The organism is Flavobacterium sp. Leaf359 (assembly GCF_001423985.1).
Taxonomy (GTDB): Bacteria; Bacteroidota; Bacteroidia; order Flavobacteriales; family Flavobacteriaceae; genus Flavobacterium; species Flavobacterium lindanitolerans.
This window is the reverse complement of record NZ_LMPW01000011.1, coordinates 43,606-69,956: the sequence shown is the minus strand read 5'-3', so window position 1 is coordinate 69,956 and position 26,351 is coordinate 43,606. Positions and strand designations below refer to the sequence as shown.

Here is a 26,351-nt window from a genome sequence, read left to right as displayed (position 1 = left end):
TCTTTTTCGGTTTTATGTGTCATTGGTTTTTTATTTCTAAAATTTTCACTAGGCCAGATCTTATCTAATTCTACCTCTAATACTTCAGTTAATTGTAAATACTGTTCATAGGACATTAAAAAATATTGAATGAAATAATAGATGAAGTAACAGAAGTAAAAATCTTCTCATATTGGGGGATTTAAGATGTTGCTTATTTCAAATATATACTTTGTAGTTATATTTTAGTCTTGTTTTTGAGAATACTAGACAAAATGCGCGTATTTTCCGATGAAATAATCGCAATTTATATAAAGTGTTGAAACGTAGAGAGATTGTGTTATTCTGTAAACATCCCAGCCTTTTTTCCTTCTTCTTTTTCAATCGCTTTCCACTTATTGTAATTGGCTTCGTCTTTTGCCTGTAAATAAGATGCCGCAACTATGCCGGCTTGTACATAGGTTTGCATTTGGTCGCCGCCATTTTTTGCAATTTCATATTGCTGTTCTGCATCCAAAGCTACTTGGTTTTCGATTTTCTGCATTTCATTAGTAGCATGCTTTTCCAATCCGCCACCAAAGAAATACCAGAGTATGCCAATAAAAATTATTACACTGAAGATTGTTTTTGATTTGTTGGTGTTTGTTTCCATAAATTTAGTTTTGAGTTACTCGGCTTTTATGCCGTTTATTTACCAAAACTAGATTTTTGTGTTTTGTCTTTTTTAAGGTTTCCCTTAAAACATATTTTAACAATAAAAATGTTTTCATGAATTTAATAGAAATAACAAAACCGCCCATTAGGCGGCTTAGCTGTTTTAAAAATAATTACAATTAATAACTATTTTATTATTGCATTTCAATTACTTTCCATTGTCCGTTTTCTTTCTCCAAGTAGACATTTACATGCATATCATTTGTGTTTCCTAACACTTTGATTTCAAGTTGGGCTTGTCCTGCATTGTTAGATACACTAATGTTTCCTGTTGGCATTATTCCGTAGCCTTTAATACCTCCGGTTTGGATTCGTATTTCTTCACTTTTTTCGATTTCGGTTATTGCAGTTTTATAGGCATCTGAATTTTTCATCGTACTACCTATAAAAACGATAAAGAATATAAAAAAGACAATTCCAACGCCAATAAGCATTAAAATTCGAGGAAGTTGTGCTGGCTTATCAGGGTTTTTGACTACAATTGTTTTGGCAATCTTATCACCCAATCTTTTCTTTTGATCGCTTGTTGCCAATACGATAAATTCAACAGGCCAGATTATAAACGGCAAATTCCGCAAAAATAAACGACCCATTGACGGTATTTGGGTTGGGTTATTTTCGTCACGAACCATAATTCCCATTGCCCATTTTCCAATACTAATTCCTTTTATACTGTCTTTTAATAAGTATATAAGAAATCCTAAAGACATAATTAGCGGCATGGATATTATTTTACCTGTACTGGCTTTATCTATAAAATCCGGACCAAGTGCGAGAAAGCAAAGAGAGACTATTAAGAAACTTAATACGAAATGGTCGATTATAAATGCTACAAATCGTCTTTTTCGGCTTGATTTAAGTAATGTTGTTGTTTGTTCTGTCATAGTTGTTTAAATTGGCTTTGTTATTTGGGGGATTTTGCAGTTACCTTTCTCTATTTTGGCTTATCAAGGTTTTATTGTCTTTTTATTCAAAAAAACAACCAGACTATTTTGTCCATACTTTTATAATTGGTTCCCTGTATTCTTCGTCTTTTTCGTGTATTTCAATTTCTTTTTTCTGCGTATTTATATTGAGATATAGCTCTGAGTATAAGTTTTCATCATCCTCTCCAAAGAATAGTTTTAGTTTATAATATCCGTTTTTGTCAAGATTGACAGGTGTCTCGTTAAGTGAAAATGCGGTTGTTGAAATTGTCTCCTTTGTAAATCCTTTGTTTGTTGGAAAGCCGTATAATTCAGCCAATGCTTTTACTAATTCATCACTTTCTTGCCCGATAGACGTTAGTTTGACAGCATTAGATACAAAGCCAGAATCTCCTTCAAGTTCACCATTGATTATGCCTGCGCCAATTTCTGAACTTATCTCAATTTGTACGCCAACGGTTTTATTGAAGTAAAGTCCTTTGGCAATATAAATATGTGATGAGTCTGTTTTGATATCGGAAGTTATTTTGAGAAAAATATCCTGCCACCCTTCTTCCGGATCAAGTCGGGCTGTAATGTTTTCCAATTTAACCTGAGTGTTTGTTTGCTGTGTTTTATCTGTGTTCTTGCAGCCAAATAAAAAAGAAAAAAGTCCCATAAGAAGTATCGTTTTTAGGTGTATTGTCATATAGCTTATGTTTTTAATTAATATCCGCTATTTGTACTAATCTAATTCAAAGTATAATTTTTTTCAAGAAAATAATACTAACAGTCATTCAGTTGTTTCTGCTTTTGCCGTTTTCTCTTGTATTTCAGTTTCTTCATACCTGTATGCTATCTCGGTTTAAGTTTTCTTAATCAAAAAAATAACTCGTAACTCCATTTACTTCTTTTTTTGAGTTCAGCAATTCTTTTAACTCAATTTCTTTATAGTAGGTACAGCCGCCACAGATTGGAACTTTTTCTGCTGATTTATATAACTCGTCAATTCTTTCCATTTCGGATTTCGTTAACGTGATATTCTTTTTATCGGCTAATTTTTTACTGATAACTACTGCGAGAAAATTTTCTACAGGAATTTTAGAGTATAATAATGTCTTAATTGATTTGTATTTTTTTTCATACAGAAGACCGCCAAACTTTATAATTACTGAGGTTGGCTCACCTGAATATCCGCAAGAATATCCCAGAATTTCTTTTTCACTTTTTTGTTGAGAAAAAGTTGGAATTGAAACCAATATTAAAAGTATTAGATATATTTTCTTCATAAATATTAATTCAACTGAATATTATGCTCCTTAGCAATCTTTTTAAACAAATCTTCTTTGTTTTCTTCCTGTAGTTTTTGGTAAATGGCACCTATAACGACTTCAGAGTCTTTTGCGTATTTGGAGTTTTCTTCGGTATAGATGCGGTGTGCTGTGAATATATTGTTTAGTGCTTTTTCGTAATTCTTTACTAAAAGATAGTTTTTTCCGGCTCCAAAATAACCTTCGGCATTTTCCGGATAAAACTGTATGAGTTTTTCATAATATTGGATAGCCGTTTTAAAATCAGATTTTAAAGAATAGACAACGGCAATGTTCATTAGGGCAAAGTCGCCTTCTGGATAAATTTCGAGTGATTTTTTATAATACTTTATGGCATCGTTATACTTTTCAAGTTGTCTGTAACAGACGGCCAAATCATCATAAGCCAGGACAAATTTTTCGTCATTTTTAATTGCTGTCAAAAAGTTTTCAATGGCAGGTTTGTATTGGTTCTTACTCATAAAATCTTTCGCAATGATATAAGCATTTTGTGCGCTTTCAATTTTTGAATCAGAATAGAACAGCTTTCTTTTTTCGTCTGTTTTTTGTCCTTTTGCCTTATCGCAAATTTCAGGCAAAAGACTTTTGACTTTTGGGAGCAGTGCCATGAGTCCTTCAACTGTGTTTACTTCTTCCCGGGTTTTGGGATCTTCTTCTGTAGCAATGGCTTCTTTTACTATATCGGCAATACAGCTCCTGTAAGCCTCTTCGCCAATTTTAGTTTTTTGTTCTTCACATTCGCATGCTTTTTTAGCTATTTTTTCTTCTATGCTTTGTGCGTTGGATAGAAATGAAATAAGGATAAAGATTGGGAGTAGTGTTTTTTTCATTGGTTATAAATTTATGGAGTTCCGCGCCGAGGCAAAAGAGGTTTTTGTGATTGGTAATAAACTGTTCGTTGGATATATAGTAATGTCTCGCCAGATTCCAGTTTGGCATAAACATCGTAAGCAGTAGGCCCCAAAGATAAAGTGTCCATTTCAAGGCTAAAATTTCCGTTTAGTGAACTTTCAGATGATGTTAATTTCATTCTTAATTTGTTATCTAAGTCTTTTTTAATTGTAAAATTAGCACGGATTGTGTCCTGATTGCAGATGTATAAGGAATTTGTCCAATCATCTATTATAATGTCAAAGGCATTTGCTTGCATAAGACTATCAGATTTCACAGGATATAATGTCTTACCATCCAAGACTATTTCTTTTGATGTCCAAATACCTCCAATGTTAATTTTTTCTGTCTTATAAAAAATTAAAAAAGTTATCAAAGCAATTACTATACCTATGATTACTATTCTAATTGTTTTCATTCTTAAAGATTTTGGAGAATTTAATTGAACTCCTCATATTGCCGATTGTTTATTTTTTCAATTCCTCTTTCATTGCTTCTACATATACCTTGAGATTTTTATCATTCAATAAATAACAACCTGATTCTGCCAGCCAATTATTAAAGTTGGCGATGTCTTTTTTCATAAAATAGGCTTGTAATATATTAAAGGCAATTTCTGCATTGAATGTTTTGTCGGGACAATCCCTGACCATTTTTCGGCAGATGTTTTTGGCTTCTTTAAGGTTTCCGCTTTTGGCATAGGCATAAATCAATTCCTTATTTGTGTAAGCATCCAGCGGTGCATCTTTTACGGCTTTTTTCAGAATTTCGATAGCATCAGAATATCTTTCTAAACAGTTATAGGAGTAGGCGAGTTCCACCCTAAGGCCTTTGTATTCGATATCCGTTTTTTTAGCTTTTTCAAGAAATTCCAAAGCTTTTTCGCATTCGCCCCAGGCATTGTAACGATAGCCTTTCTTGTATAATTGTTCAACAGAGTTTTCACCTTCTTTATAAATACTGAGCCAATCCGGAATTTTCTTAATCTGGAGTTCGGAGAATTTAGATTCCGGAATAAACGCCACAAGAACGTTTTGTTTTGGATCTAAACGGTATTTCATTATTCTGGTAGGTACTTTTTCTTCCGGGATAAATTTTCCGTTACTGTCTATTGTAAAGCTACTTTCATAATTGAATGTGAGTCCGGCTTCAGAATCAATATAAATAAATCCAAAAGGATAAGAACCCAGAGTGTCTGCCGGAAAGACTACCCATTGGTCTTCGCTCTGAACATATCTTTTGTCAAAATTTAGTTTTTCCTGGGCAAAGATGCCTGATGTGGAAATAGCGATAAGGAGTGTAATAATCTGTTTCATCTTGTAATTGTTTGGCGGTTCATAATTGTTTGAAACCAAATATATTAAAATGTTTTATACTATCGTAAAATTCTTATAAAACAAGTATTTAGGAATTCAGGAAAATAAAACTTTGCGTCTTTCTGCCTTTGCGTGAAACAGTTGCTCGCAAAGGCAGAAAGACGCAAAACAGGAACCGAATAGGGAATATTATTTTAACAATAACTTACAGACATTTAATTAATTTTTAAATTGCATCTGATTTTAAACTAAACCAGAAATCGCAATTTAATCCTTAACTTTTATGAAACTTACTCTCCAAAAAATTTCGTTGTTTTCCTTTTTACTTTTTGCAGCTTTTACCGCAAAAGCCCAGACAACCTGCGACTGTTCCGAAACTTTTAAATGGGTAAAAGAAACCTTTGAAAAAAACGATGCGGGTTTTGATTATGCCATCCAGCAAAAAGGAATGGATATGTATGAAAAACACAATGCTGTTTTTTTACAAAAAGTAAAGACGATAACAGAAAGCCATGAATGTGCGGAGGTGCTGAATGAATGGTTGAAGTTTTTCAGGAAAGGACACTTTGGAGTTATGGCTTTGGCAACAGCAACTACGCAACAGTCGGCTAATGTCAAGCAATGGCCTGTACTGGCTGTTAAGGAAAAAGAATTGCGAAGCAAACCAACAAAAGACGCTAAGGATTTAGTGGGAATCTGGAAAGTAGGGTCATATAAAATTGGTATTGTTAAAAAAGATAAAGGCTATAAAGGAGTTATTCTGGAATCGGGCAACGTGGCATGGAAACCACAGCAGGTAAAAATGGAAATAAATGAAGATGGTTCCGGTGTTTTTTATATGGGAGATTTTTCGCCTTTGAAATTCAAAAAGATGGATTGGATTGGTAAAAATGCTATAAAATTGGCCCCTGCGATTCAGTTGCAACGAGAATATCCTACGTTTCCTGAAAATGCAGACATACAACTGTATGCAAAAGCAATGAGTATGGGCAAGCCTTTTATGGAAAAGCTTTCTGAGGAAACCTTATACTTGCGAATTCCTTCTTTTGGCGGTGAACAAAAGAAAGTAATTGATAGTGTGCTTTTGGCTCATGAAAAGGAAATCAAGAGTACTAAAAACCTGATAATCGATATTCGTAACGGAACCGGTGGCGATGACGATAGTTATGCGAATATTATCCCTTATTTGTATACCAATCCGATACGCATTGTAGGTATGGAGCTTTTGTCTACACCGTTAAACAACAAAAGGATGGAAAGCTACTTGTCTATGCCGGACTTGTCTGAAAAAAGCAGAATGCAGGTAAACGCTGCACTTACTTTACTTAACGACAATCTTGGAAAATTTGTGAATCTGAACGGAGGTGACAAAGTGCATATACAGAAGATGGATGCTGTATTGCCTTTTCCGCAACAGGTAGCTATCATTGCCAATGAGGCTAACGGAAGTACAGACGAACAGTTTTTAATGGCGGCCAAACAAAGCAAAAAGGTAAAGCTTTTTGGAACAAGTACTTTTGGAGTACTGGATATTTCAAATATGAATTTTGTAAAATCACCGGATGAGAAATTCCAATTGGGCTATTGCCTTTCTAAGAGCTATAGAATACCGGGCATGGCCATTGACGGTATAGGAATACAGCCAGATTATTTTATTGATAGCACCATCCCAAATGAACTTTGGATAAAATACGCCACTTCTGTTTTGGAAGACAAAGAGTTTCAGCCGTAATAGTAAGCCCAAATAATTTATTGTTTTGCGGTTCTGCGTCTTTGCGTGAAATAGTTGCTCGCAAAGACGCAGAGCCGCAAAGTTTTTGAAAAGCTAACTTTCGGTAGATATAACTTCCATAAATCAGCTATCCTGAAGAATACGGTCATGAGTGATTACGAATTTCATCCATAAAGTCACAAGAATTATCAACAGGTTAAGAATAGTTAGGATTGTATAATAATTCCCCTGAAAGTTATTATGCTTGTCGCTGTTTTTCTTAGCATACCGCTTTGAACCAATTGCAATCAGCATCAAAAGAAATAAGATAATAAAACCCGGATACATTTCGGAAATCACAACACCAATAAAGCCAAGCACTACTGCTATGAAAGTTACTGTCACAGATAGGGTAGTAATAACAGTAAATGATTTCGTTGCCATTTTGATTTTAATTTAAGGTTGTTTTAGTGGGTCGAATCATGAATTAGTTCCAATACGTACCGTTTAATCCTAATACCATACCCATCCAAAGGGCGATGATAAAAGCAATAGCACCAATTAAGAAAGCTGCGATTCTTGTCCAGATTTTCTCACCACCGATAAACTGATTGGCATAATGGAATAATCCGCCACCAAAAGCACCTGCCAATGGGACAATTATAAGCGGTTTAATTCTCCAGAATTTTCCCCATTCCGGATTGGGTTCGCCTGCGGTTATCAGGAAAAAAAGTATTAAGGCAGTGGCGATTCCTGCTCCAATTAAAATTCTTCTTTTTAAGGCCGAAGAATCTGTGTGAGATGATACATTGTTCATAAAGAGAGATTTTAGATTTTAGATTTGACTTTTGACTTTTGACTTTTATAAAGTACTTTGTAATTCAAAGTAAATACATATTTTAGAACTGTGCAATAAATAGTTGCGAAAAAATTATAGGAAATAGTGAAAAAAGTTGTGAAGGGTTGCTTTTGCTGGAGAAAGCAATTATGTAAAATTCAGTTTTTGTTAAACTCTTTTTTGCTGTTCGCTTTCGTGGATTGCTTTTTCAAGTCGGGATTGTCTGGTCTTTTCCTGTTTGGCATTCATAATCCAATGAATGGTTAGTTTTTTATAGGATGGAGCTTGTTTCATAAAAAAATCCCAGGCGGCAGCGTTTTTTCTAAATTGATTTTCATATTCGGCAGCCAGAATTACGGGTTCATTTTCATAGGAATAAATCTTTGACCTGCTTTCTTTTCTTTCAATGAAAGCATTTTGACCTGCTTCGGTCATCAATCCCGCTTTGGTAAGTTCCTCCATCTTTTTGATGTTGATGGCGCTCCAGTTGCTGGTTTTTTTTCGTGGTGTAAAACGGATAGAGTAACTTTCTTTGTCGATAGACCTGCGTACTCCGTCTATCCATCCAAAACAGAGTGCCTGGTCAACAGATTCTGACCAGGTCATGGATGGCTTTCCACTGTCTAATTTATAGAAACCGACCAGAAGCTCGGTTTCGTTTTTATGGTGCTTTTCGAGCCATTTTCTAAATTCAGCCTGTGTTGCAAAAAAAGTTGCTGCCATTGTGTTTTAATTTTCGATTGGATATAGAAGTAATAAATATAATAAAAAGGAAACGGCTTATTGTTTCATCAGTTCTTTGTGTTTTCTTCCCCAATCTTCGAGTTCTCCAATTATAGTGTGTAGCTGATAGCCAATAGCAGTTAACTCATATTCAACCCGTGGCGGAACTTCTGCATAAACAGTGCGGGTAATGATTTTATTCTTTTCGAGTTTGCGCAATTGCAAGGTCAGCATACGTTCTGTGATGGTTGGCATGCATTTTTTTAATTCGCCGAATCGTAGTTTTCCCTTAATCAGGTAACAGCATATTGCTAAAGTCCATTGTCCTCCAATGATTCCGGAAGCATATACTTCCAGACACTCGTCTTGCAATAGCTTTTTGTTTTCGAAGTTGGTTGAAGTTTCCTTTATTTTAGTCATTACTTACCTTTTTGATAGTATCCTACAATGGGTTGCTAATATACAGAATTAAGTGTAGTGCTTTATTTTTGTGTCAGTTTTACAACTCAGGAAATATAAAAATGAAAACATTAGTCGTAGTCATACATCCAAACCTAAAAGAATCTGTTATCAATAAAAGATGGATTGAAGAATTAGAAAAATATCCCGACCACTATTTTATACATCGTTTGTATGATGCTTATCCTGATGAAAAAATTGATGTTGCCAAAGAGCAAAAACTGATAGAATCCTATGATAAAATCGTATTTCAGTTTCCGTTTTATTGGTTCAATTGTCCGCCGTTGTTTAAAAAATGGTTGGATGAAGTGCTGACGCATGGTTGGGCCTATGGAAGTAAAAGCGGTTATAAGATGGGTGGTAAGAAAATAGCAATGGTGCTATCTGTAGGAGTAGACGAAGAAGAATATAGAGCCGACGGCAAATACAAATATACTTTGCGAGAGCTGACGGCTCCTTTTGAACTGACTTTTGAATACATCAAAGCAGATTACCGCTACTTTTTTGCCTATTACGGAATAGAACTCAATGCTACTGACGAGTGGATTGAAAAGAGCGTACCTGATTACAGGAAGTTTTTAGAGAGCCTGTAAAGAAATATCAGGCATTTTGCCGTTTTGTTAACTCGGTTGGCGAATAGCCAAACTGTTTTTTAAAGGCATGCGAAAAATGCGACAGATTCTCAAAACCGACTTCATAGCACACATCGATAGGCTTTTTTTTCTTTTCGATGAATTGGTAATGTGCCAGTTCCAATCGCTTTTGCGTAAGCCAACGTTGTGGCGTGGTATGGAATGCTTTGCTAAAATCACGTTTGAAAGTAGTCAGGCTGCGACCGGTCAGGTATCCGAATTTTTCTAACGGAAGATTAAACATGAAATTCTTTTCCATATAACCGGCCAGGTCAATTTTTCCGGGCTCTTCAAAGTTGGCAAGTACATCATCAATTCCTTTATCTATTGTGCGTAATATGCTTATGGCTTCCTTGATTTTTAATGAAGCAATATCTTCGGGTAGTGTTTCCATGCTAAAATAAGGAAGTAGCGAGGCCAGACAGCTTTCAAGTAGCGGATGATTGCTGTAACTGTGTATTTTTTGCGATGCTACCGCTTTTGGCTGAATAGGCAGTCCGGTATAAAAATCACGCAGCTTTTCGTTAGACAAATGCATAACCACAGTTTTGTGCGGCTGTCCGTCTTTTGGATAATTGATAATGGTGGCCAGCTGATTTCTTGGAATTAGAAAGATATCGCCTTTTTTGAAATAATAAGTCGCATCAGCCTGTACGATTTTGGTTTCGCCGGAGATAAACCAAACCAGCATATGATGGTCAAACATAATATCCGATTTGAAAAACTTATCCTCATAACAGGAAAGTTTGATATCGTCTGTAATGTATTTTGCCTGATATTCCATAGGAAGCCGTATTGCCTGTGATGGCGATGTTGTACAAAAATAAAAAGAATTGTGCATTTTATAACGTAATTAGGACTGTTACTCTGCTGTATTGAAAAGAATGCCGGTCATCGTTTCGCTGAGTTTCCATAATCGTTTGGCATTGAATTCATCAACAGAATAAGGTTTGACACCTTTGGTTACTCCTTCTTCCAGAACTAAATCTGCTATATCGCAATCTTCACAATATACGCCTCCAATTGTGTTGAGCATTGGGCTTGTAGCACACCAAACGGTTGTGGCTGCTCCTTGTGGAATGGTTTTTAATGCTGCGGCTACTTCGGGAAATAGGACTCCGTTGGCATCACAATAACCTAGTTTCTGGAATAATTCTAAGGGTGCTTCTCTAGCCAATTCTGTTCCGTTTATGGAACCCGGATGGAGCGAATAGGCTCTTATGCCAAATGCTTTGCCGCGTTCATCGAGTTCCAGTGCAAATAAATTACTGGCTGTTTTGGATTGCCCATAACTTAGCAGGGTTTCATATTCACGATTTAAAAAATTTGGGTCGTCAAAATCAAAAGTTCCGAATTGGTGACCTTGTGAAGAAACATTTACAACCCGGGCACCATGCGCTTTTTTAAGAGCTGGCCAAAGTCTGGCCGTCAATTGAAATTGGGCGAGATAGTTGGTAGCCAGTTGCGATTCATAGCCGCGATTGTCCCAACGCAGCGGTACCCACATGATTCCTGCATTATGGATAAGCAAGTGTAATGGCCTTCCGGAAGCCAAAAATCTTTCGGCAAAAGCATCAATAGAAGTGGTATCCATCAAATCCATTGCTTCCATCTCTATATTCGATATTCCTTCCAGATTTCTTTTTGCTTTTTCAATATCTCTTGCCGGGATAATTACGGTGGCTCCTGCGCCAGCCAGTACTTTTGCAGTTTCAAGTCCAATGCCTGTGTTGCCGCCTGTTACGATTGCGATTTTTCCTGTAAGGTCGATACCTTTGATAACTTCGGATGCTGTAGAGGTTACGCCAAACCCTGAACCGATTGGCTGTTGCAATGCTCCCTGATAATTGTTCTGTCTCATTTTTATAAAATTTAATGATTTATGTTGAGACAAAATTAGGACGGTTAGTGCAGGAGAACTTTGTTCAAACGTCCGAACTTACTTTGTTTAAACGTCCGGTTTATCAGGCAATAAAAAAGCCAAAGTGTTGGCTTCGGCTTTGTGGTTTCTTATTTGCTATTGGGTATCTGTTCTACCAATATTTCATTTCCGGTTTTGTCATAATAACTACAGGACATTTTCTGCGTATCGACCACCCATTTTTTCAATACCGCACTTTGCACTCATGGCTATAAAAGCATTGTAATCGGTTTGGCCTTGTTGGTGTGATTTTAAGCCTGCTTTAAAGGATATTGTATCGCAGCTGTCTGCTACAAACAGATTTTCATATTTTGCTGTAGTTGTAATTTCATACTCATTGGCTCCATGATATTCGGAATGACCGTCTGCAACATATACATCATAAGAGGTTACGCCCAGGGATATGATTTCTTGTATGTAGGCAGGGAAGTCTGCCCCTGATTTTACTTTGCTATGGGCATGTTTGATTTGCGCTTCTGTAAACATATTTTTGATGTTTTAAGCTGGAAGATTTTGTTCTGTCTGTCTCAGGTGGTGAATAGCATGGTAGGCCATGAGATAAAACATTTCGCGAACGGTCATAATACCCAATAAAGGATGCGGCATAACAATCGTATCCAGTTCTTCTTCAGAATACCCGCTTAATTGTTGTTGGATGGAATCCAAAATCTGCCGCAGTTCTTCAGTTAATTCTTTTTTGGCTTCCGGCTGTACGGCTTCCGGCAGGAATTTTTCTGGAGCTTTTCCGCCATTGGCAAGAGCTACTTTGTAATTGGCCAGTACGGTATCATAGTCCCAAAGCGGACGTTCGATTTTTCCAAATTTTTGGATAAGGAATTCTTTTGAAGCCAATGCCTTTGAAATAGGCAACAGGCAAAGATAGACATGGCTAAGCTGCTGTCCGGCTGTCCATTTGCCATTTTTGCTATAGAGAAATTGGTCGTCCGGTAGTGCATTCACATAATTAGCCAATTCAATATGGTTATTGTGAAATAGGGTAATAAGTTCTGATGTATTCATTGTTCTTGTTTTATGTTGGTAGAAACAAAAATTCTGGTTTTAACGAAGTTATAAAATATTTTGCTGAGGTACCAACCCAACTTTATCAAAACAAATTTTTATACCTTTAAACACCCCCTGAATCCTCTGGCTGCATAATACGATTCGGCACCATTATGATAGAGAAAAACGGTATCGTAGCGTCTGTCACAAAAGAGAGCGCCGCCACGTTTTCTGATTTCTGTAGGCGTTTTTACCCAGCTTGATGTTTTGAGGTCAAACTCTCCCAGTTTTTGAAGTTCGCGATATTGTTCTTCTGTAAGTATTTCGATTCCCATAGCATCTGCCATAGCTATGGCGCTGTCTTTGGGTTTGTGTTCTTTTCTGGATTCTAAAGCTTGCGGGTCATAGCAAATGCTTCGGCGGCCTTTTGGACTTTCCGGTGTGCAGTCATAAAAAATATATTCGCCGGTTTTTTTATCAAATCCCACTACATCGGGTTCGCCACCGGTTTCTTCCATTTCGTCTAACGACCAAAGTTTCTCAGGATTGGCTTCTAATTTTGCCTGTATGTCGGACCATTTCAAACCTTTGTGGCGGTTTGCGTTTTTCTCAAAACGGGTTCTTAATATACCCATTAGTGTCTCGCTTTGTGATGCTGATAATTTCTTTTTATCCATATCTTGATTTTTTACGATGTGACGGTAATTGTTTTTCTATTGGACGGCCTAAAGTACCAGGATACTAAGGTGAGTACCAGTAACAATAAAGCAGGAAGAATATCTTTTACTGGGTCATGAGCCGCAAGGTGAGAAAAGATTGCTCCCGACATGGCGAAAAAGAAACCTGCATAGGCCCATTCCTTTAGTGTTGTAAATTTAGGAATAAGTACGGCAATGACGCCCAAAATTTTCCAGACGCCTATGATGGTCAAAAAGTAAGCAGGATAACCCAGATGTGCCATCATTTCAGTTTCTTCCTTTACGCCTGATAATTGTACAATTCCGGTAGAAACCATTCCTAATGCCAGCCATAGTGTCGAAATCCAGTAAATAATTTTATTTCTCTTTTCCATGTTCTGTTATTTTAAATTGGAAACTACGTCTTGAAGTCGGTTATGAGCCATATTGATACCCTGTGCAAAAGGAAGCTGCAATATCTGATTTCTTACAGCCACAGATTTGTAGATGACATGCATAGTAAGTTTACTGGTAGTATCAGTCAGTTTTTCAAATTCCAGGTATTCAAGTTGTACAGGGAAAGGGGTATTTTCCATTTCAAAGGTGCGGGTAATTTTCTGATTCGGAATGAATTCATGGATAGTTCCATTAGACCGAAAGACTACATTTCCTTGAGCGTCTGATGTTTCGAACTGGTAGCTGCCATGTTTTTTGTTTTCAAGCTTGACTACTTTCGTTCCCATCCACTGTGCTACGATATCTTCTTCTTCATAGGCTTTGAAAAGCAGTTCCAGAGGCAGGTCAAATTCCCGGATAATCTGTAATTCCTGTTTGTCTTCTTCGGCATTGATTTTTGTTTTTCGTTCCATTTCTTATTTTTTTGATTGGTAGGTTTTCATGATGTTTTCCAGTTTGTTGAATCTGTCATCCCACATTTTCTGGAACGGTTCGATAAAGTCGGCTATTTCTTTTAGCTTGTTCGGATTAAGGTGGTAATACATTTCCCTACCATTTTGTTCCTGCTGAAGCAGTTCGCATTCCGTAAGTATCTGTAAATGTTTTGATACTGTTGGTCGTGCCGTATCAAAATTAGAAGCTATTGCCCCGGCGGTCATGGATTGGGTCGATAATAGTAGCAGTATTGCCCTTCGGGTGGGGTCTGCTATGGCCTGAAAAACGTCTCGTCTTAAATTCATTATGAAGTTATTTGACTACAAATATATATGAAGTCATTTAACTACGCAAATTTTTATGAGAGAATAAAACCAAAGGAAGTTATAATAGGCAATCTTAGTCTTGATTGATAGTCATTAAGATAACGGGATTATATTTTGTGTATTAGGGAGCGAACAATAGATATGGAAAAAACAACTATCGATAGCATGCCAAAAACAATTGAAATTTCATTTTGTTTTATGAAGTTTAAGACAACAGCAAGCAGTATACTGCTTAGATAGAGTAGTGATAATTTTTTTTGGGTTTGATAACGTAATAATGATAAAATGGAATATCCTATAAAAGAGAGTAGTAATGAAACGAGGCATATGATTTTGGCAGTACTATCAATGCCATACGCCATACCAACTGTTTTATTTAATCCTAAGGAATGAAAATCGATAGTAAGACAGAAGATTGCTAAAATAATAGCAATTATAAGATAAAGTTTCTGATTGAATATGTTCACAATTGCATAAAGTTTTATTCTGGTTTTGCTGTAATTCCTTATTTGCTATTTAAAATCCGTATCATTGAAAAATCATCAGTTGGCTTTAATCCAAAATCATTCTTTAAAATTTTGAGTTTCAGATTTAGCATGTCTTCGGTTTCATTGCCCTCTCGGTTTTGTGCTAAAAAATCGATTACATCAATTTCCTCATTTGAAGTTTTATGAACTTTCGTGAATGAAAAAATTCCATCGGTAGCGATGCTTATATCGTTTATCGTATCAAATACAATTTTTTGATTTTGCAGGCTATAAAATTTTTCAAAGTCTTCAGAAATATGAAATCCTAAATAATCAGGCTTGTTGTCTTGCTCATATTCGGTTATTTTTCCGTTGATATTTACAAAACCGTCGCCAATAGTGAGAACAATTCCTGTATTTAAAGTTTTGTCTACTATCATGATTATCAATGTAGTTAAAAGCTCTTTAATATCTAATAATAATTGATTTTTGATAGACTTGAGTTCTGAAAACAAATCTTTTAAGATGGATTTTAAATGCTGTTCTAAAGTCAGGGTTGATTCATTTTTATCGACCAGGTCTTTATAGCCTTTCTCAATTATAATTTTCTTTAGTATTTTTCCAACCAGTAGCGATGCAAACTGGCTGTCTATAGCTGTGGTACAGCCATCCATAACCGCACAGATAATTTTGTCTTTTCCGAATTTGCCTAGGTAAAGGGAATCTTCACAATTGTTGGAGTGATAATCTCCAATTTGTATTGCCGAATAAATTTTCATGGCGGCAATTTACTGTTTTATCCGCATAATTTATCTTTCCCTTCACAATCACATTTTATCCTTTACCAAAAAAACAGAAGCCAAAGCAAATTCTTCAAGTTCATCCAGTTCTTCCTGCCTTACAAACCCTTCAGATTCAAAAAAAGCAATGAGAGGATTTTCTTTATATTCATGAATCCAAAGTCCGTCATACGATTTGCTGATAGTGAGACATTTTTCGAGGAGTGACTGCCTGACAGCCGAATCATTATATTTTTCGAGTATTCCAAAATCGGCAATCCGCATCATTCGCACATTTTCCATGTTTTTTGGTTTTTTTCCATTGGAAGTAATATAAGCATATCCGGCAGGAATATCACCTTTATAAACGACCAGCCATTGGTTGGACATGCTGTTCATTTCTGCAATGAGGTTTTTGTCATCGAACTTTTTTGCGATATAGTCTTCGAGTTGTTGCGGCTCTAATAATGACGCGAATTTTTCTGTTGCTATTTCTTTTGCTAAAGCAGCTAACAGGTTTCTGCCTTGTTCTGTCGCGATAATAAACTTTGTTGTAATTTCCATTCTTTTTTCTGTTTGTGGACTTACAAAGTTAGAGATGATGTAAAATTTATATCAGTACACAATCGGAAATAATCAGGAGTACAGATGTTAACGGGAGAGTTGTCCGGCCTGTTTGATGGCTTCTATTCGTTTAGGCGTATAGGCATCAGCAAATACGACCCTGAAATAGTTGGAAAAAGTATCCGAAAACGAAAAGGTATAGCCGGGTGTAAACCGGATTCCGATTTTTTCACATTGGGCATAAAAATAATCCATGTTTGTGGCTTCCGGCATTTTTATCCAGATAGAATAACCACCGGCAGGAACCGTTATTGAAGTACCTTCCGGAAAATTATCATAAAGCAGGTCTAAAGTTAATGCAGCATTTTCAGACAACTGTTTTCGAAATGCTTTTAGGTGGCGCTCATAGCTGCTTGCAGACAGCAAACGATTAACCGTTTCCTGATAAATAGGAGAGACAGTACTGCCCAGAGAAAATTTAATCTGCTCGGCTTTTTGGATAAATTTTCCCGGTGACAGCCAGCCGAGCCTGATGCCGGGAGCAAGAGTCTTGGCATAGGAAGAATAGGTCATGACAAGGCCACTGTCATCAAAACTTTTAATTGTGGTTGGCCGTATTCCGTTAAAGTTAAGGTCGCCATAAATGTCATTTTCGATAACTGCAATTTCATAATCCTGCGCCACAGAAAGTACCGCCTTTTTTTTCTCATCTGTCAGCAGGATACCTGTAGGATTATGGAAATTAGGCGTTAGCAGTATGGCGCTTACCTTGTTTTTTGCACATGCTTTTCTAAGAAAGTTTACGTCAAAACCACTATCTCTGTCTATTGGAATTTCTATAACTTTTAGGTGGAGTACCCGGATTACTTCCAATATAGAAAAGACACATGGGCTTTCCACTGCAACTACATCGCCGGCAGTACATACAGAAGCCAACGCAATATACAGTGCCTGTAATGCGCCGTCTGTAACAATCAATTCATCAGGATTGAGAAGGGTTTGGTATCCGGCAGCACGCCTTGTAATTGCGTCTTTTAAATCTGGCAGTCCGTTTGAAGGATAATATCGTAACAGATTTGCTCCCTGTTCTCTTACGACCTGCTGCATAGTGCGCAATAGTAGTTTTTGTGGAATCAGGAGGTCACCAGGAGCGGCAACATTAAATTCTGAAAGTTTTCGTCCTTTCCGTAAAGATGTAATGGAGGCAAGGCTGTTTTCAAATAAAGCATCCCTGATTATGGGCGAACGGTTTGTTTTAACAGGCTCGTGAGATTTGCCAAATTGACGGTTCACATAATATCCTGATTTGGGCACGCTTTCAACCAATCCCTGAATGATAAGGTGTTCGTAACCGTTTTGAACAGAATTTGTGCTTAGCCGGTATTTGTTTTTTAATTCACGTACCGAAGGTATGCTTTGCCTGTCCTTTATTAAACGTTTTTTTTAATCTGTTTCTGCTTTAGTATCTGTGAGCGAACATTGAACCAAAGATACAAAAAGCCTTATTTTATTAGAAATGGTAGTTCTTCAATAGCTTAGTTTTTATCAAAGAAAAACTCAAATGGTAAACATACAGATAATCTAATGGTCCATATTGATTTCACAAGGACGTTTCTTTTTTGTATTTTTGTAAAGTACACAAAATTATGACAGAAGAAAAAGTAATATTGGTTAATGAGCGCGATGAGCAGATTGGATTGATGCCAAAGCTGGAAGCTCATGAAAAGGCAGAACTTCACAGGGCCTTTTCAATTTTTATACTGAATTCAAAAAATGAGGTAATGCTCCAACAGCGTGCTTCTCAGAAATACCATTCGCCATTGCTGTGGACCAACACCTGTTGCAGCCATCAACGTGAAGGTGAAAGCAATATCCAGGCAGGAAACCGCCGGCTTATGGAGGAAATGGGCTTTTCAACAGAATTGAAAGAACTGTTTCATTTTATCTATAAAGCGCCTTTTGATAATGGATTGACGGAACATGAATTGGATCATGTAATGGTTGGCTATTTTGATGGTGAACCAGTCATCAATCCGGAAGAAGTAGAAAATTGGAAATGGATGGATATTGATGCAATCAAAGAAGATATGCAGGTGCATCCTGAAAAATATACGGTATGGTTCAAGATTATTTTTGATGAATTTTATCACTTTTTAGAAGAGCATAAGTTGTGAAGGTGAAAGTCTTAAAGTCGAAAGTCTTAAAGTCGAAAGTTTTAAAGTCGAAAGTTGAAAGTTGAAAATCAAAAATCACAAATCAAAAATGAGAGTAACTGTCAGTAGAAAAGCCCATTTTAATGCCGCGCACCGCCTGTATCGCAAAGACTGGTCGGATGAGAAAAACGATTCGGTTTTTGGGAAATGCAACAATCCTAATTTTCATGGGCATAATTATGAATTGATTGTTAGCGTGACAGGAAAAATCAATCCTGATACGGGCTATGTGATTGACATTAAGGATTTAGCCGATATCATTCTCGAAGAGGTTGAAAGACCTTTTGACCATAAAAACCTAAACCTGGATGTGCCTGAATTTTCAGATTTGAATCCGACAGCCGAAAATATTGCGGTTATAATATGGAATAAAATCAGGAAAAGAATTGATGCCGATAAGGATTTGGAAGTTGTTCTTTATGAAACGCCGCGAAATTTTGTGAGTTATAAAGGAGAATAGCACCAACTAAAAATCATATAAGTTATTTCAGAAATAATAGTACAAGCCAGATTGTAAATTTCTGTAATTTGTTCAAAAAAAATATGAGTCTACAACTATACCCGCTGGTTTTCGAACCAATACTAAAAGAACGAATCTGGGGCGGGACAAAACTTAAAACCGTTTTTAATAAGCCAATACAGTCAGACAGTACCGGCGAAAGTTGGGAATTATCCACAGTGCCGGGAGACATCAGCTGCATTGCAGAAGGAGAATATCAGGGAAAATTACTTTCAGAATTGATTTCACAGTTTCCGGAAGAAATTCTGGGTGAGGCAGTGCATAAGAAATTCGGGACAGAATTCCCTTTACTGTTTAAATTTATTGATGCCAAAGAAGACCTTTCAATTCAGGTGCATCCCAATGATGAGCTTGCCAAAAAGCGCCATAATTCTTTCGGAAAAACAGAAATGTGGTATGTGATGCAGGCAGATGATAATGCCAGGATTGTTGTAGGTTTTAAAGAGAAGTCAAGTAGGGAAGAGTATTTGAAAAATCTGGAAGATAAGACGCTATTGTCAATCTTACAGGAAGTCCCAGTAAAAAAAGGAGATGTCTTTTTCTTAGAAACAGGAACAATCCACGCCATTGGAGCCGGAATTGTGATTGCGGAAATCCAGCAAACTTCCGACATTACCTATAGAGTATACGATTGGGATAGGGTTGATGCCGAAGGAAAATCAAGAGAGCTTCACATAGACCTGGCGCTTGATGCCATCAATTATAATACGACAGATACGGAAAGAACTTATACTAAGGAAAAAAATAAAAGTAATCCGGTAGTAACATGTCCTTATTTTATTACCAATTACTTTCCGCTTGATGGTGAGGTGGAAATAAAGAAGCAGCACGAATCGTTTACTGTGTATATGTGTATGGAAGGTAATTTTACGATAAAATACAATGGAATGGAATGGAATTATAAAAAAGGAAATACAGTATTATTGCCAGCCGCAATGCAGGAATATAATTTAGAAGGTGAGGCGGTACTTTTAGAAATTTATATTTAATAGCCTCAAATAGAAAGATTATGCTTAATTTTGCAGACGCAAATTAAAATTTAAAAAAATGGCAAACGTTAGGAATTTAAAGAAAGACATCAATTACGTATTGGGAGACATTATTGAAGCAGTATACATCTGGGAAATGTCTACAACAGGAAAACCAACTGAAGCTTCTGAAGCTTTGATTGATGAGGCAATTGTTGCTTTTGATTCTTTGATCGCAAAAGTGAATGCTAAAAATGTAGAAAACAAAAAAGCACATTTCAAGCAAATCAATGCAGAATTAGAACAAACTGCTAATCAATTGGTTGCTAAAATAAACGCTTTATAGTCTAAAAAAAGATAAAAAAAGTGCAGATTTTTTTTGGAAAATTAAAATTCAGAACTATATTTGCACCCGTATTGAGATGCCGGTGTAGCTCAGCTGGCTAGAGCAGCTGATTTGTAATCAGCAGGTCGTGGGTTCGAGTCCCTCTATCGGCTCAATTAGAAAAACCATCCGAAAGGATGGTTTTTTGTTTTTATAAAGATTTGGAATTATCATAAAAAAACGCCTTGAATTTTCAAGGCGTTTTTTTATTACTGCTTCTGTTCTGCCTGTTTTCTGTCGGCTACAAATTTCGTAAGCATTTTTCCGTATTTGGATTGAGCTACTTTTGGTGACATGGATTTGTCAATAGTGTCCAGATATTTAATATTGGCATTATAAATGTCGGCTAAGGCAATATAAGGAGCTATATCATGGTCTTTATTGTTCAAGGCAAAGTTGATGGCCATCAGATATTTTCTTTTCAGGTTATCGCTGTTTTTCTTGTCAAAATCAGAAGATACATCTCTGTTGAATTGTAGGGCTCTTAACTTCTCTTCTGTAAGGCTCAATTGCGTGTTTTTGTATCTTGACATAATTTTTCGATACTCTTCAAACAGTTTTTGATTTTCAGAACCTGTTATTTTTGCGGCAGCAAAAAAAGAATCCAGCCTGGTGTCAATTGTCATATTTCCGGGTTCGGCAAAAAACATCAGATTGTTATCGATACTGTTGGTTTCGCCTCTGTCCAAAAACAGGTAAAGCATTTCCGGAGAATCGATAGTCAGATGGCTTTCAAAGTTCGAATTTCCTTTGATAACAATCGTATCAACAGCAACTAATGCCGTATCTACAATTTTTTGAATGTAGAGCGTACCTTGTTTCAGACCTTCCACATTTCCTTTGATATGAAGATTTCCTTCTTTCTTTTCTTCCTTACAGGAAATCATTGCTAATGCTGCAAAAGCAAACACTATTTTTCTCATAATTGTTGCTGGTGTTTTTGCGGGCGGTTTCAATTATCTGACAGCCCCTGATTTTAATTCGCGGCAAAATAATAAAAAAATCCCCAATTTAGATTTTAAATTGGGGATTAGTTTTATGGAATACTGATTATCCTTTCAGCCAGGCTTCTCTTAGTTTGGCCTTGCTTGCATCAGTAGCCTGATATCCTTCGATTTCTTCACTTGGAAGTTTTATAACTCCTTTTAATTGGATTTCCTTTCCGTTGCGTTTTACTTTTGCCGTGATAGGGTCATTTTCTTTCCATGTCAGACTGCCCATAATCATGTCATACACATTGTCAAGGTTGTATTTTGTGCCGTTGATTTCAAGAAGTATATCGCCATCTTTTATGCCAAGGCTCTTATAGAAATCAATATTTCCGCTGCCTGGCAGTATAAAAATTTCTTTTGTAGCCGGATTGATTGAAAAATTAGGTTCCATTCCTTTTAGAAAAGCATTTCCTGCAACCGTAGTCTTTCCTTTTGTGACACCCATTTTTGCAAAATAAACATCATAAGGAATTGGAGTTGGCCCGGCAACATAAGTGTCAAGAAACCTTCTTACTGTTGGAGAAGTCAGGGATTCAATTTTGTCAAAAAGTTCGGAATCGTCGAAAGCTTTTTTAGTGCCATATTCATTTGAGAGCTTCTGCATCAGGTCAAGAATGCCTCTTTGTCCGTTACTGTCTTCGCGAATCTGTATGTCAAGGCACATGGCTATCAGGGCGCCTTTTTCATAAACGTTTTGGTATTGGTCTTTGTATGGTTTTTGTAAGACCATTGAACTCATTTTTGTGAATGGCATCGTGTCATCCATAGTTGAAGCGTTAGCTATTTTGGTAGCCATTCTTTCGTAGAATTCGTCTTCCGTAATTAAATCCTGGTTGACCTGGAAAAGATTTGCAAAATATTCCGTTACGCCTTCATACATCCATAAATGTTCAGACATCTTTGGTTTGTTGTAATCAAAGAATTGGATTTCTTTAGAATGGATGGTGAGTGGTGTTACAATGTGGAAGAACTCATGCGAAACAACGTCCTTAAACTGTTCAGCCAACTGTTCTTTTGGCATAGCTTCCGGCATTACTACCGTTGTTGCTGTTGGATGTTCCAAAGCTCCAAAGCCTTTGGCATCATTTCGGGATGTGTCAGACAGATAGATAAGAACACTGTATTTTTTTGTCGAGTTGAATTTGCCTAAGAAATTCTTTTGGGCAGTCATCATGGTTTTCATCTCCGGGGTAATGCTTTCAGCGGTAACGATGCCGTTTGGAGAATAAACAGCAATCAGTATTTCCATCCCGTTTACGGTAAAAGTAGTATAATCCGGTTTGGAATACATAATCGGGTTTTCAACCAATTCGGAATATTTAGAGACGGTGAAAGTGTCTTTCGTATCTGAAGCATCCGTATCTGTCATAGATGTTGCTCCCCAAAGTGTCGCAGGATGCGCGATATTTACCTGATATGGCGTGTCAAGAAATTCTTTGAAATAGCCCACAAAGGCATGAGTATTCAGCATGATGTTTTTTCCCGCTTCAATATTGCTGCCTGCCGGAGAAAAAATATCGTGTGTTCCTTCAACATCATAAGTGTCGTTTACCCAATAGGTAAGTTTTGCAAGTTTTTTTGCATCACTGATAGTCCATGAATTGTCGTCTATTTTAGCAACTACCAATGAATTGCCTTTGGCGTCATAGGCTTTTACGTTTTCTAAAAATTTACCGTAATCGTCTTCAGAATAAGTTCCCGGGATTATTTTAGGGATATGGTACGTTATTTTTTCGGATTTAATCGCTGGCGGTAAAACCGTAACCATTACTTTATCGTCTTTGATACCGTTAAGGTCGATTTCTACCTGTACTTCATTTTTTGCAGTTACTGATACTACATTTTCGGAAGGTTTGCAACTCCATAACAATGCTGCAAATGCCAGTGAATAAATTATTTTTCTCATTATTTTTTTGTTTTATCCCAATAGGTTCGCCGAACTGATTTTTTGTTACAGACTCCCCGTTTTTTTTAAGAAAGAATTATATTTTTTTGAGAAAGGTAGTAATTTTTTCGATAAGTTCCGGCATTACCGGCAGGTTCGGATTGGTATAGGTAGCCATGTTTTCGGCATCGTCTCCTTTAATTTCTTTGAAAATGTGATTCATGTTTTGGATAAGAACTAATTCTGATTTGGGATTGGCTTTGTGTAGCAATTCAGCATCCTGTGTCGAAATTTGTATGTCTTTTGTACCGTTGACAATAAGAATCGGTATTTGCAGTTTTTTGATTTCTTCCTGCGGATTGTGTTTCAGCCATGAAATTATATAAGGTTGGACGCTTGCTCTGAAAAGACTTGCCAGCATTGGGTTTTTTAGCTCAAAGGTTTGTCCTTTTTTGAGAGATTCAAGGCCTTTGGCAGTTTCTTCTTTCAGCATGGGCGCTCTGCTGCCAATCTGTTCTATCAAAATTTCATCAATAGGTCTGCCGGCTCCCGCCAGCGAAATAAAGGCGTTTGCATCCGGCAGGGCCGCATTCATGCCAATTAAAGAACCTTCACTGTGTCCGGCAATAACAATTTTGTTGAATTGTTTTTTTGCTTTGAAATAGCTAACGATATCTTTTACATCCTGTATTAAAATGTCAAAGCTTAATTTGGATTCGTCTATTTCTCCGGAGCGCATTTCAACAACAGGCCTTTTGTCATAATTGTAAACAGCGTAATTATTTTTGGCCAGTCCTTCTGCCAAAAATTTTAAACTGTTGTTGGAAACTCCCGGCTGGTTGCCATTTCTGTCTGTAGGTCCCGAGCCTGCAATCAGGATGATGAGGTCTGTTTTTTTAGAGGTATTTGGAGTATAAAGAGTTCCTGGGATAAGAGCATTTACATTTATTTCTTCTGTAGAAAATTTGCTTTCCTGAGAAAAAGTGACCATTGTTGAAAATAAGACAAAGCTTAGGAAGATTATTTTTTTTATCATGATGTTAATAGTTTAGAAATGAAATAAGAATTCCGGAAATGATTTCTGCCACTAAAATGGCAAGTGCGAAATATAGTTTGTGCATGCCCGTCTTACTGTTGGTTGCTATTTTGAATCCGTTATAGAGAAGAATTACAAACCATATTAGGCAGAGTATGCTTATTATGGCGAAAAAACCAAGCACTATCATACTGATGGGAGACAGGTTCATTTCGCTGGGCATTGCTTTTGGATTGAAATTTTCAAGCAGGCTGGCCGAGATATCTGAAATATAATTTCTGAAGTTGGAAAAAGTCAGCAGGTAAAAAGGAATCCGGCAGATAAGAATTGGATTTACAATATCGATTATCCTGGTTTTGGAATTGATGAGCTTTCCCACAAAAAAAAGTGTCGCAAACAAGCAAACAATATTAATCAGGTTGTCAATAAATGGCTGAGCAAGTGTCACACTTTTTGTAAAATGTAAATCTATAACGCCGTCATATCTTCCGTTAAAAAGATAGGCCAGATAACTTCCTATTGCTGTGACTGCCAGCCCAAAAATAAAAAGTCTGGTTTCAGGATTTTTTTCAAAAGGGTTGAGTAGGAGTTTCTTCATTGGTTTCCGGATTTGAGTTTTTTTATTTTTTCGATAATATCGTCCAGTTTGTTCCTGACAGTTGGGTAGCTATTGCCCATCTGAACGGCCATTTCTTTAAGGCTGCCGCTGCTAAGAAAAAATTGAAGAATAAAATTCTGCTCCTCTTCAGAAAGCTGAAGATAAAAGGGTAGTGAATAGTTACCGGAAACGGTAGTCTGGCAGTTTCCGCACTTCAACTGTGATACGGAAAGTGAGTCACTGCAACTGGGGCAATGGATTGGGAGTTTTGGTGTCATAAACTAAAATTAATTTAATTAAATATTAATAAAGTTTATGCAAACTTAAATAAAATTAATTTTAGTTTTTGTTTTATTGTGAGAAAAGGCAAAAAAAAATATTCCACGAAGGAATATTTTTAAGTATTTATGTTAATCAAATTTATTCTTGATGTAGTATTTTCCGTCCAAATCTTCATCAAAATCATCAATCTTTGGCGGTTTTGGTTTTGGCTTGCTGGCCATTGCTTTTTTCTTCCACAGCTCAAATTTATCTGCGGTAAGTCTTTTCTTCATTATTTCGATTACATCCTTTTCGGCTAATCCTAACTCTTTTTTAATAATCTCAAAAGGATTTCTTTCTTCCAAAGCCAAGGTAACAAGCTTTTCATTTTCCTCTCGAGTCAGCTCAATGTTTTTGCCTTTTTTCATTACATGAAAATTAATTCAGATAAATAGTAATTGTACGTTTTTTAATTGTTACTCAATATTAATAAAAAAAATAATTACTTTTTCAAGCGGTCTTAAATTTTTTCTTCGGGAAGAATCTGGGGTGACCGGTGTTTTTGAAAAGGGATAGCTACTAAATTAGACAATCGGTTGTTTTCAGAAGCTTCCATGTGAGTGTCAACACCATAAACAATTTTTTCTTTCGGGAGTGTCAAAAATGTACCAAAAAGCCTGTCCCATATAGAGAAGATATTGCCATAATTAGAGTCAGTATAAGGCAACACATAATGATGGTGTACTTTATGCATATTAGGAGAAACGATAATGTAGCTGATGTATTTGTCAAGTTTTTCTGGAAGCGAAATATTGGCATGATTGAATTGGGAAAACACAACTGAGAGTGATTGGTATAAAAAGGCAAGCCACATTGGAGCGCCTGTTATTAGTACGGCTGCTGCCGTAAATACAAAACGGACAACACTTTCTCCCGGATGGTGCCTGTTTGCGGTAGTTGTGTCTACCCAGGTATCTGTATGATGAATGAGGTGAAAATGCCAGAGCCAACGGGTTTTATGCTGCACAAGATGTGCCAGATAAGCCCCTATCAGGTCAAGAAGCAATAATCCTATTAACGTGTAAAGCCATAAGGGAAGTTCCGGCAGCCATTCAAGGACTCCGAAATTATTTTTCAATGCCCATTCCGAAGCCAGAAGCAGGATAAAAGCCAAAATGAAATTTACGATTACGGTAGTCAGGGTGAAAAAGATATTGATTCCCGCATGATTCCATTTTTTATAATTAAACCGGAATAATGGAAATGCATTTTCAATCATCCAAAAGATTGCAATGCCACCAACCAATATAAGTCCTCTATGGAGTGAAGGAATGGTTGAGAAATAATTGACAATATCATTCATATCC

The 26,351-nt window shown here is 36.7% G+C and carries 36 protein-coding genes and 1 tRNA gene; 7 read left to right on the top strand and 30 right to left on the bottom strand.

The window, feature by feature from the left end:
* Positions 1 to 319 precede the first annotated feature (319 nt).
* The 7 genes from ASG38_RS07125 to ASG38_RS07095 all read right to left on the bottom strand — a co-directional run bounded on the left by ASG38_RS07125 (position 320) and on the right by ASG38_RS07095 (position 5,136).
* Positions 320 to 631, bottom strand: coding sequence for a hypothetical protein (locus ASG38_RS07125; protein ID WP_056068604.1), 312 nt, complete (start codon positions 629 to 631; stop codon positions 320 to 322).
* A gap of 196 nt (positions 632 to 827) precedes the next feature.
* Complete coding sequence (locus ASG38_RS07120) at positions 828 to 1,577, bottom strand: RDD family protein (protein ID WP_056068603.1); 750 nt, start codon at positions 1,575 to 1,577, stop codon at positions 828 to 830.
* A 103-nt stretch (positions 1,578 to 1,680) separates the two neighbouring features.
* Positions 1,681 to 2,307: a hypothetical protein gene (locus ASG38_RS07115; protein ID WP_056068600.1), complete on the bottom strand. Its 627-nt coding sequence runs from the start codon at positions 2,305 to 2,307 to the stop codon at positions 1,681 to 1,683.
* 166 nt (positions 2,308 to 2,473) lie between these two features.
* Positions 2,474 to 2,887, bottom strand: coding sequence for a hypothetical protein (locus tag ASG38_RS07110; protein WP_056068599.1), 414 nt, complete (start codon positions 2,885 to 2,887; stop codon positions 2,474 to 2,476).
* A 5-nt stretch (positions 2,888 to 2,892) separates the two neighbouring features.
* Positions 2,893 to 3,759 (bottom strand): tetratricopeptide repeat protein, encoded by an 867-nt coding sequence (locus tag ASG38_RS07105; RefSeq protein ID WP_056068597.1) that lies wholly within the window; start codon positions 3,757 to 3,759, stop codon positions 2,893 to 2,895.
* 11 nt (positions 3,760 to 3,770) lie between these two features.
* Positions 3,771 to 4,238, bottom strand: a complete 468-nt coding sequence (locus ASG38_RS07100; RefSeq protein WP_056068595.1) for a hypothetical protein — start codon at positions 4,236 to 4,238, stop codon at positions 3,771 to 3,773.
* Between the two features lie 49 nt (positions 4,239 to 4,287).
* Complete coding sequence (locus tag ASG38_RS07095; protein ID WP_157486084.1) at positions 4,288 to 5,136, bottom strand: lipopolysaccharide assembly protein LapB; 849 nt, start codon at positions 5,134 to 5,136, stop codon at positions 4,288 to 4,290.
* 283 nt (positions 5,137 to 5,419) lie between these two features.
* Here ASG38_RS07095 and ASG38_RS07090 point away from each other — a divergent pair, with 283 nt between their 5' ends.
* The gene (locus tag ASG38_RS07090; protein ID WP_056068592.1) at positions 5,420 to 6,868 is read left to right on the top strand and encodes a S41 family peptidase; all 1,449 of its coding nucleotides are present in this window, start codon (positions 5,420 to 5,422) and stop codon (positions 6,866 to 6,868) included.
* A 123-nt stretch (positions 6,869 to 6,991) separates the two neighbouring features.
* Here the strand turns inward: ASG38_RS07090 and ASG38_RS07085 are convergent, their stop codons facing one another.
* The 4 genes from ASG38_RS07085 to ASG38_RS07070 all read right to left on the bottom strand — a co-directional run bounded on the left by ASG38_RS07085 (position 6,992) and on the right by ASG38_RS07070 (position 8,828).
* Positions 6,992 to 7,291 carry a hypothetical protein gene (locus ASG38_RS07085; protein WP_056068590.1) on the bottom strand — a complete coding sequence of 100 codons (300 nt, stop codon included), beginning with the start codon at positions 7,289 to 7,291 and terminating at the stop codon, positions 6,992 to 6,994.
* Between the two features lie 43 nt (positions 7,292 to 7,334).
* Positions 7,335 to 7,664: a hypothetical protein gene (locus ASG38_RS07080; RefSeq protein WP_056068587.1), complete on the bottom strand. Its 330-nt coding sequence runs from the start codon at positions 7,662 to 7,664 to the stop codon at positions 7,335 to 7,337.
* Between the two features lie 189 nt (positions 7,665 to 7,853).
* The gene (locus ASG38_RS07075) at positions 7,854 to 8,408 is read right to left on the bottom strand and encodes a YdeI family protein (protein ID WP_056068585.1); all 555 of its coding nucleotides are present in this window, start codon (positions 8,406 to 8,408) and stop codon (positions 7,854 to 7,856) included.
* 57 nt (positions 8,409 to 8,465) lie between these two features.
* Complete coding sequence (locus tag ASG38_RS07070; RefSeq protein ID WP_056068583.1) at positions 8,466 to 8,828, bottom strand: helix-turn-helix domain-containing protein; 363 nt, start codon at positions 8,826 to 8,828, stop codon at positions 8,466 to 8,468.
* A gap of 101 nt (positions 8,829 to 8,929) precedes the next feature.
* On the opposite strand from ASG38_RS07070, the gene ASG38_RS07065 reads away from it, so the two are divergent.
* Positions 8,930 to 9,460: an NAD(P)H-dependent oxidoreductase gene (locus ASG38_RS07065; protein ID WP_056068581.1), complete on the top strand. Its 531-nt coding sequence runs from the start codon at positions 8,930 to 8,932 to the stop codon at positions 9,458 to 9,460.
* A 7-nt stretch (positions 9,461 to 9,467) separates the two neighbouring features.
* Here ASG38_RS07065 and ASG38_RS07060 read toward each other — a convergent pair whose 3' ends face one another.
* From ASG38_RS07060 to ASG38_RS07010, 12 genes are all read right to left on the bottom strand, one after another.
* A complete protein-coding gene (locus ASG38_RS07060; RefSeq protein ID WP_056068579.1) occupies positions 9,468 to 10,283 on the bottom strand; it encodes a helix-turn-helix domain-containing protein in 816 nt (271 codons plus the stop codon).
* Positions 10,284 to 10,361: 78 nt separating this feature from the next.
* The gene (locus tag ASG38_RS07055) at positions 10,362 to 11,360 is read right to left on the bottom strand and encodes an SDR family NAD(P)-dependent oxidoreductase (protein ID WP_056068577.1); all 999 of its coding nucleotides are present in this window, start codon (positions 11,358 to 11,360) and stop codon (positions 10,362 to 10,364) included.
* 149 nt (positions 11,361 to 11,509) lie between these two features.
* Positions 11,510 to 11,578 carry a hypothetical protein gene (locus tag ASG38_RS18375; protein ID WP_255354197.1) on the bottom strand — a complete coding sequence of 23 codons (69 nt, stop codon included), beginning with the start codon at positions 11,576 to 11,578 and terminating at the stop codon, positions 11,510 to 11,512.
* Positions 11,568 to 11,906, bottom strand: a complete 339-nt coding sequence (locus ASG38_RS07050; RefSeq protein WP_255354195.1) for a DUF1398 domain-containing protein — start codon at positions 11,904 to 11,906, stop codon at positions 11,568 to 11,570. Before ASG38_RS07050 ends, ASG38_RS18375 begins: the two co-directional genes overlap by 11 nt.
* 12 nt (positions 11,907 to 11,918) lie before the next feature.
* On the bottom strand, positions 11,919 to 12,440 hold the full coding sequence (locus ASG38_RS07045) for a DinB family protein (RefSeq protein ID WP_056068576.1): 522 nt from the start codon (positions 12,438 to 12,440) through the stop codon (positions 11,919 to 11,921).
* A 98-nt stretch (positions 12,441 to 12,538) separates the two neighbouring features.
* Complete coding sequence (locus tag ASG38_RS07040; protein WP_056068574.1) at positions 12,539 to 13,099, bottom strand: DUF4256 domain-containing protein; 561 nt, start codon at positions 13,097 to 13,099, stop codon at positions 12,539 to 12,541.
* Between the two features lie 11 nt (positions 13,100 to 13,110).
* Positions 13,111 to 13,494, bottom strand: coding sequence for a DoxX family protein (locus ASG38_RS07035; protein WP_056068570.1), 384 nt, complete (start codon positions 13,492 to 13,494; stop codon positions 13,111 to 13,113).
* 6 nt (positions 13,495 to 13,500) lie between these two features.
* Positions 13,501 to 13,968, bottom strand: coding sequence for an SRPBCC domain-containing protein (locus ASG38_RS07030; RefSeq protein WP_056068568.1), 468 nt, complete (start codon positions 13,966 to 13,968; stop codon positions 13,501 to 13,503).
* Positions 13,969 to 13,971: 3 nt separating this feature from the next.
* Entirely contained in the window at positions 13,972 to 14,295 is a 324-nt protein-coding gene (locus tag ASG38_RS07025) for a helix-turn-helix transcriptional regulator (protein WP_056068566.1), read from the bottom strand.
* Between the two features lie 526 nt (positions 14,296 to 14,821).
* On the bottom strand, positions 14,822 to 15,562 hold the full coding sequence (locus tag ASG38_RS07020; RefSeq protein ID WP_056068564.1) for a protein phosphatase 2C domain-containing protein: 741 nt from the start codon (positions 15,560 to 15,562) through the stop codon (positions 14,822 to 14,824).
* A 48-nt stretch (positions 15,563 to 15,610) separates the two neighbouring features.
* The gene (locus ASG38_RS07015; RefSeq protein WP_056068562.1) at positions 15,611 to 16,126 is read right to left on the bottom strand and encodes a hypothetical protein; all 516 of its coding nucleotides are present in this window, start codon (positions 16,124 to 16,126) and stop codon (positions 15,611 to 15,613) included.
* A gap of 87 nt (positions 16,127 to 16,213) precedes the next feature.
* Positions 16,214 to 17,419, bottom strand: coding sequence for a PLP-dependent aminotransferase family protein (locus ASG38_RS07010; RefSeq protein WP_200937031.1), 1,206 nt, complete (start codon positions 17,417 to 17,419; stop codon positions 16,214 to 16,216).
* Positions 17,420 to 17,772: 353 nt separating this feature from the next.
* Here ASG38_RS07010 and idi point away from each other — a divergent pair, with 353 nt between their 5' ends.
* From idi to ASG38_RS06985, 5 genes are all read left to right on the top strand, one after another.
* Positions 17,773 to 18,300 carry an isopentenyl-diphosphate Delta-isomerase gene (idi, locus tag ASG38_RS07005; protein ID WP_056068560.1) on the top strand — a complete coding sequence of 176 codons (528 nt, stop codon included), beginning with the start codon at positions 17,773 to 17,775 and terminating at the stop codon, positions 18,298 to 18,300.
* Between the two features lie 88 nt (positions 18,301 to 18,388).
* Positions 18,389 to 18,799, top strand: coding sequence for a 6-carboxytetrahydropterin synthase (locus tag ASG38_RS07000; RefSeq protein WP_056069076.1), 411 nt, complete (start codon positions 18,389 to 18,391; stop codon positions 18,797 to 18,799).
* A gap of 83 nt (positions 18,800 to 18,882) precedes the next feature.
* Positions 18,883 to 19,848, top strand: coding sequence for a type I phosphomannose isomerase catalytic subunit (locus tag ASG38_RS06995; RefSeq protein ID WP_056068557.1), 966 nt, complete (start codon positions 18,883 to 18,885; stop codon positions 19,846 to 19,848).
* Positions 19,849 to 19,906: 58 nt separating this feature from the next.
* Positions 19,907 to 20,173: a hypothetical protein gene (locus ASG38_RS06990; protein ID WP_056068555.1), complete on the top strand. Its 267-nt coding sequence runs from the start codon at positions 19,907 to 19,909 to the stop codon at positions 20,171 to 20,173.
* A 78-nt stretch (positions 20,174 to 20,251) separates the two neighbouring features.
* A tRNA-Thr gene (locus ASG38_RS06985) sits at positions 20,252 to 20,325 on the top strand.
* Positions 20,326 to 20,421: 96 nt separating this feature from the next.
* On the opposite strand, the gene ASG38_RS06980 is transcribed toward ASG38_RS06985, so the two are convergent.
* The 7 genes from ASG38_RS06980 to ASG38_RS06950 form a co-directional block, all read right to left on the bottom strand.
* Positions 20,422 to 21,135, bottom strand: a complete 714-nt coding sequence (locus ASG38_RS06980; protein WP_056069073.1) for a DUF4369 domain-containing protein — start codon at positions 21,133 to 21,135, stop codon at positions 20,422 to 20,424.
* A 127-nt stretch (positions 21,136 to 21,262) separates the two neighbouring features.
* Positions 21,263 to 23,110: a peptidase M61 gene (locus ASG38_RS06975; protein ID WP_056068553.1), complete on the bottom strand. Its 1,848-nt coding sequence runs from the start codon at positions 23,108 to 23,110 to the stop codon at positions 21,263 to 21,265.
* Between the two features lie 76 nt (positions 23,111 to 23,186).
* The gene (locus tag ASG38_RS06970) at positions 23,187 to 24,125 is read right to left on the bottom strand and encodes a carboxylesterase (protein ID WP_056068552.1); all 939 of its coding nucleotides are present in this window, start codon (positions 24,123 to 24,125) and stop codon (positions 23,187 to 23,189) included.
* A gap of 4 nt (positions 24,126 to 24,129) precedes the next feature.
* Positions 24,130 to 24,723 carry a hypothetical protein gene (locus tag ASG38_RS06965; RefSeq protein ID WP_056068550.1) on the bottom strand — a complete coding sequence of 198 codons (594 nt, stop codon included), beginning with the start codon at positions 24,721 to 24,723 and terminating at the stop codon, positions 24,130 to 24,132.
* The gene (locus ASG38_RS06960; protein WP_056068548.1) at positions 24,720 to 25,001 is read right to left on the bottom strand and encodes a DUF2089 family protein; all 282 of its coding nucleotides are present in this window, start codon (positions 24,999 to 25,001) and stop codon (positions 24,720 to 24,722) included. The genes ASG38_RS06965 and ASG38_RS06960 overlap by 4 nt, the downstream gene beginning before the upstream one ends.
* Before the next feature lie 132 nt (positions 25,002 to 25,133).
* Positions 25,134 to 25,412, bottom strand: coding sequence for a DUF2805 domain-containing protein (locus ASG38_RS06955; RefSeq protein ID WP_056068546.1), 279 nt, complete (start codon positions 25,410 to 25,412; stop codon positions 25,134 to 25,136).
* Positions 25,413 to 25,504: 92 nt separating this feature from the next.
* Positions 25,505 to 26,347, bottom strand: a complete 843-nt coding sequence (locus ASG38_RS06950) for a sterol desaturase family protein (RefSeq protein WP_056068544.1) — start codon at positions 26,345 to 26,347, stop codon at positions 25,505 to 25,507.
* Between the last annotated feature and the right edge of the window lie 4 nt (positions 26,348 to 26,351).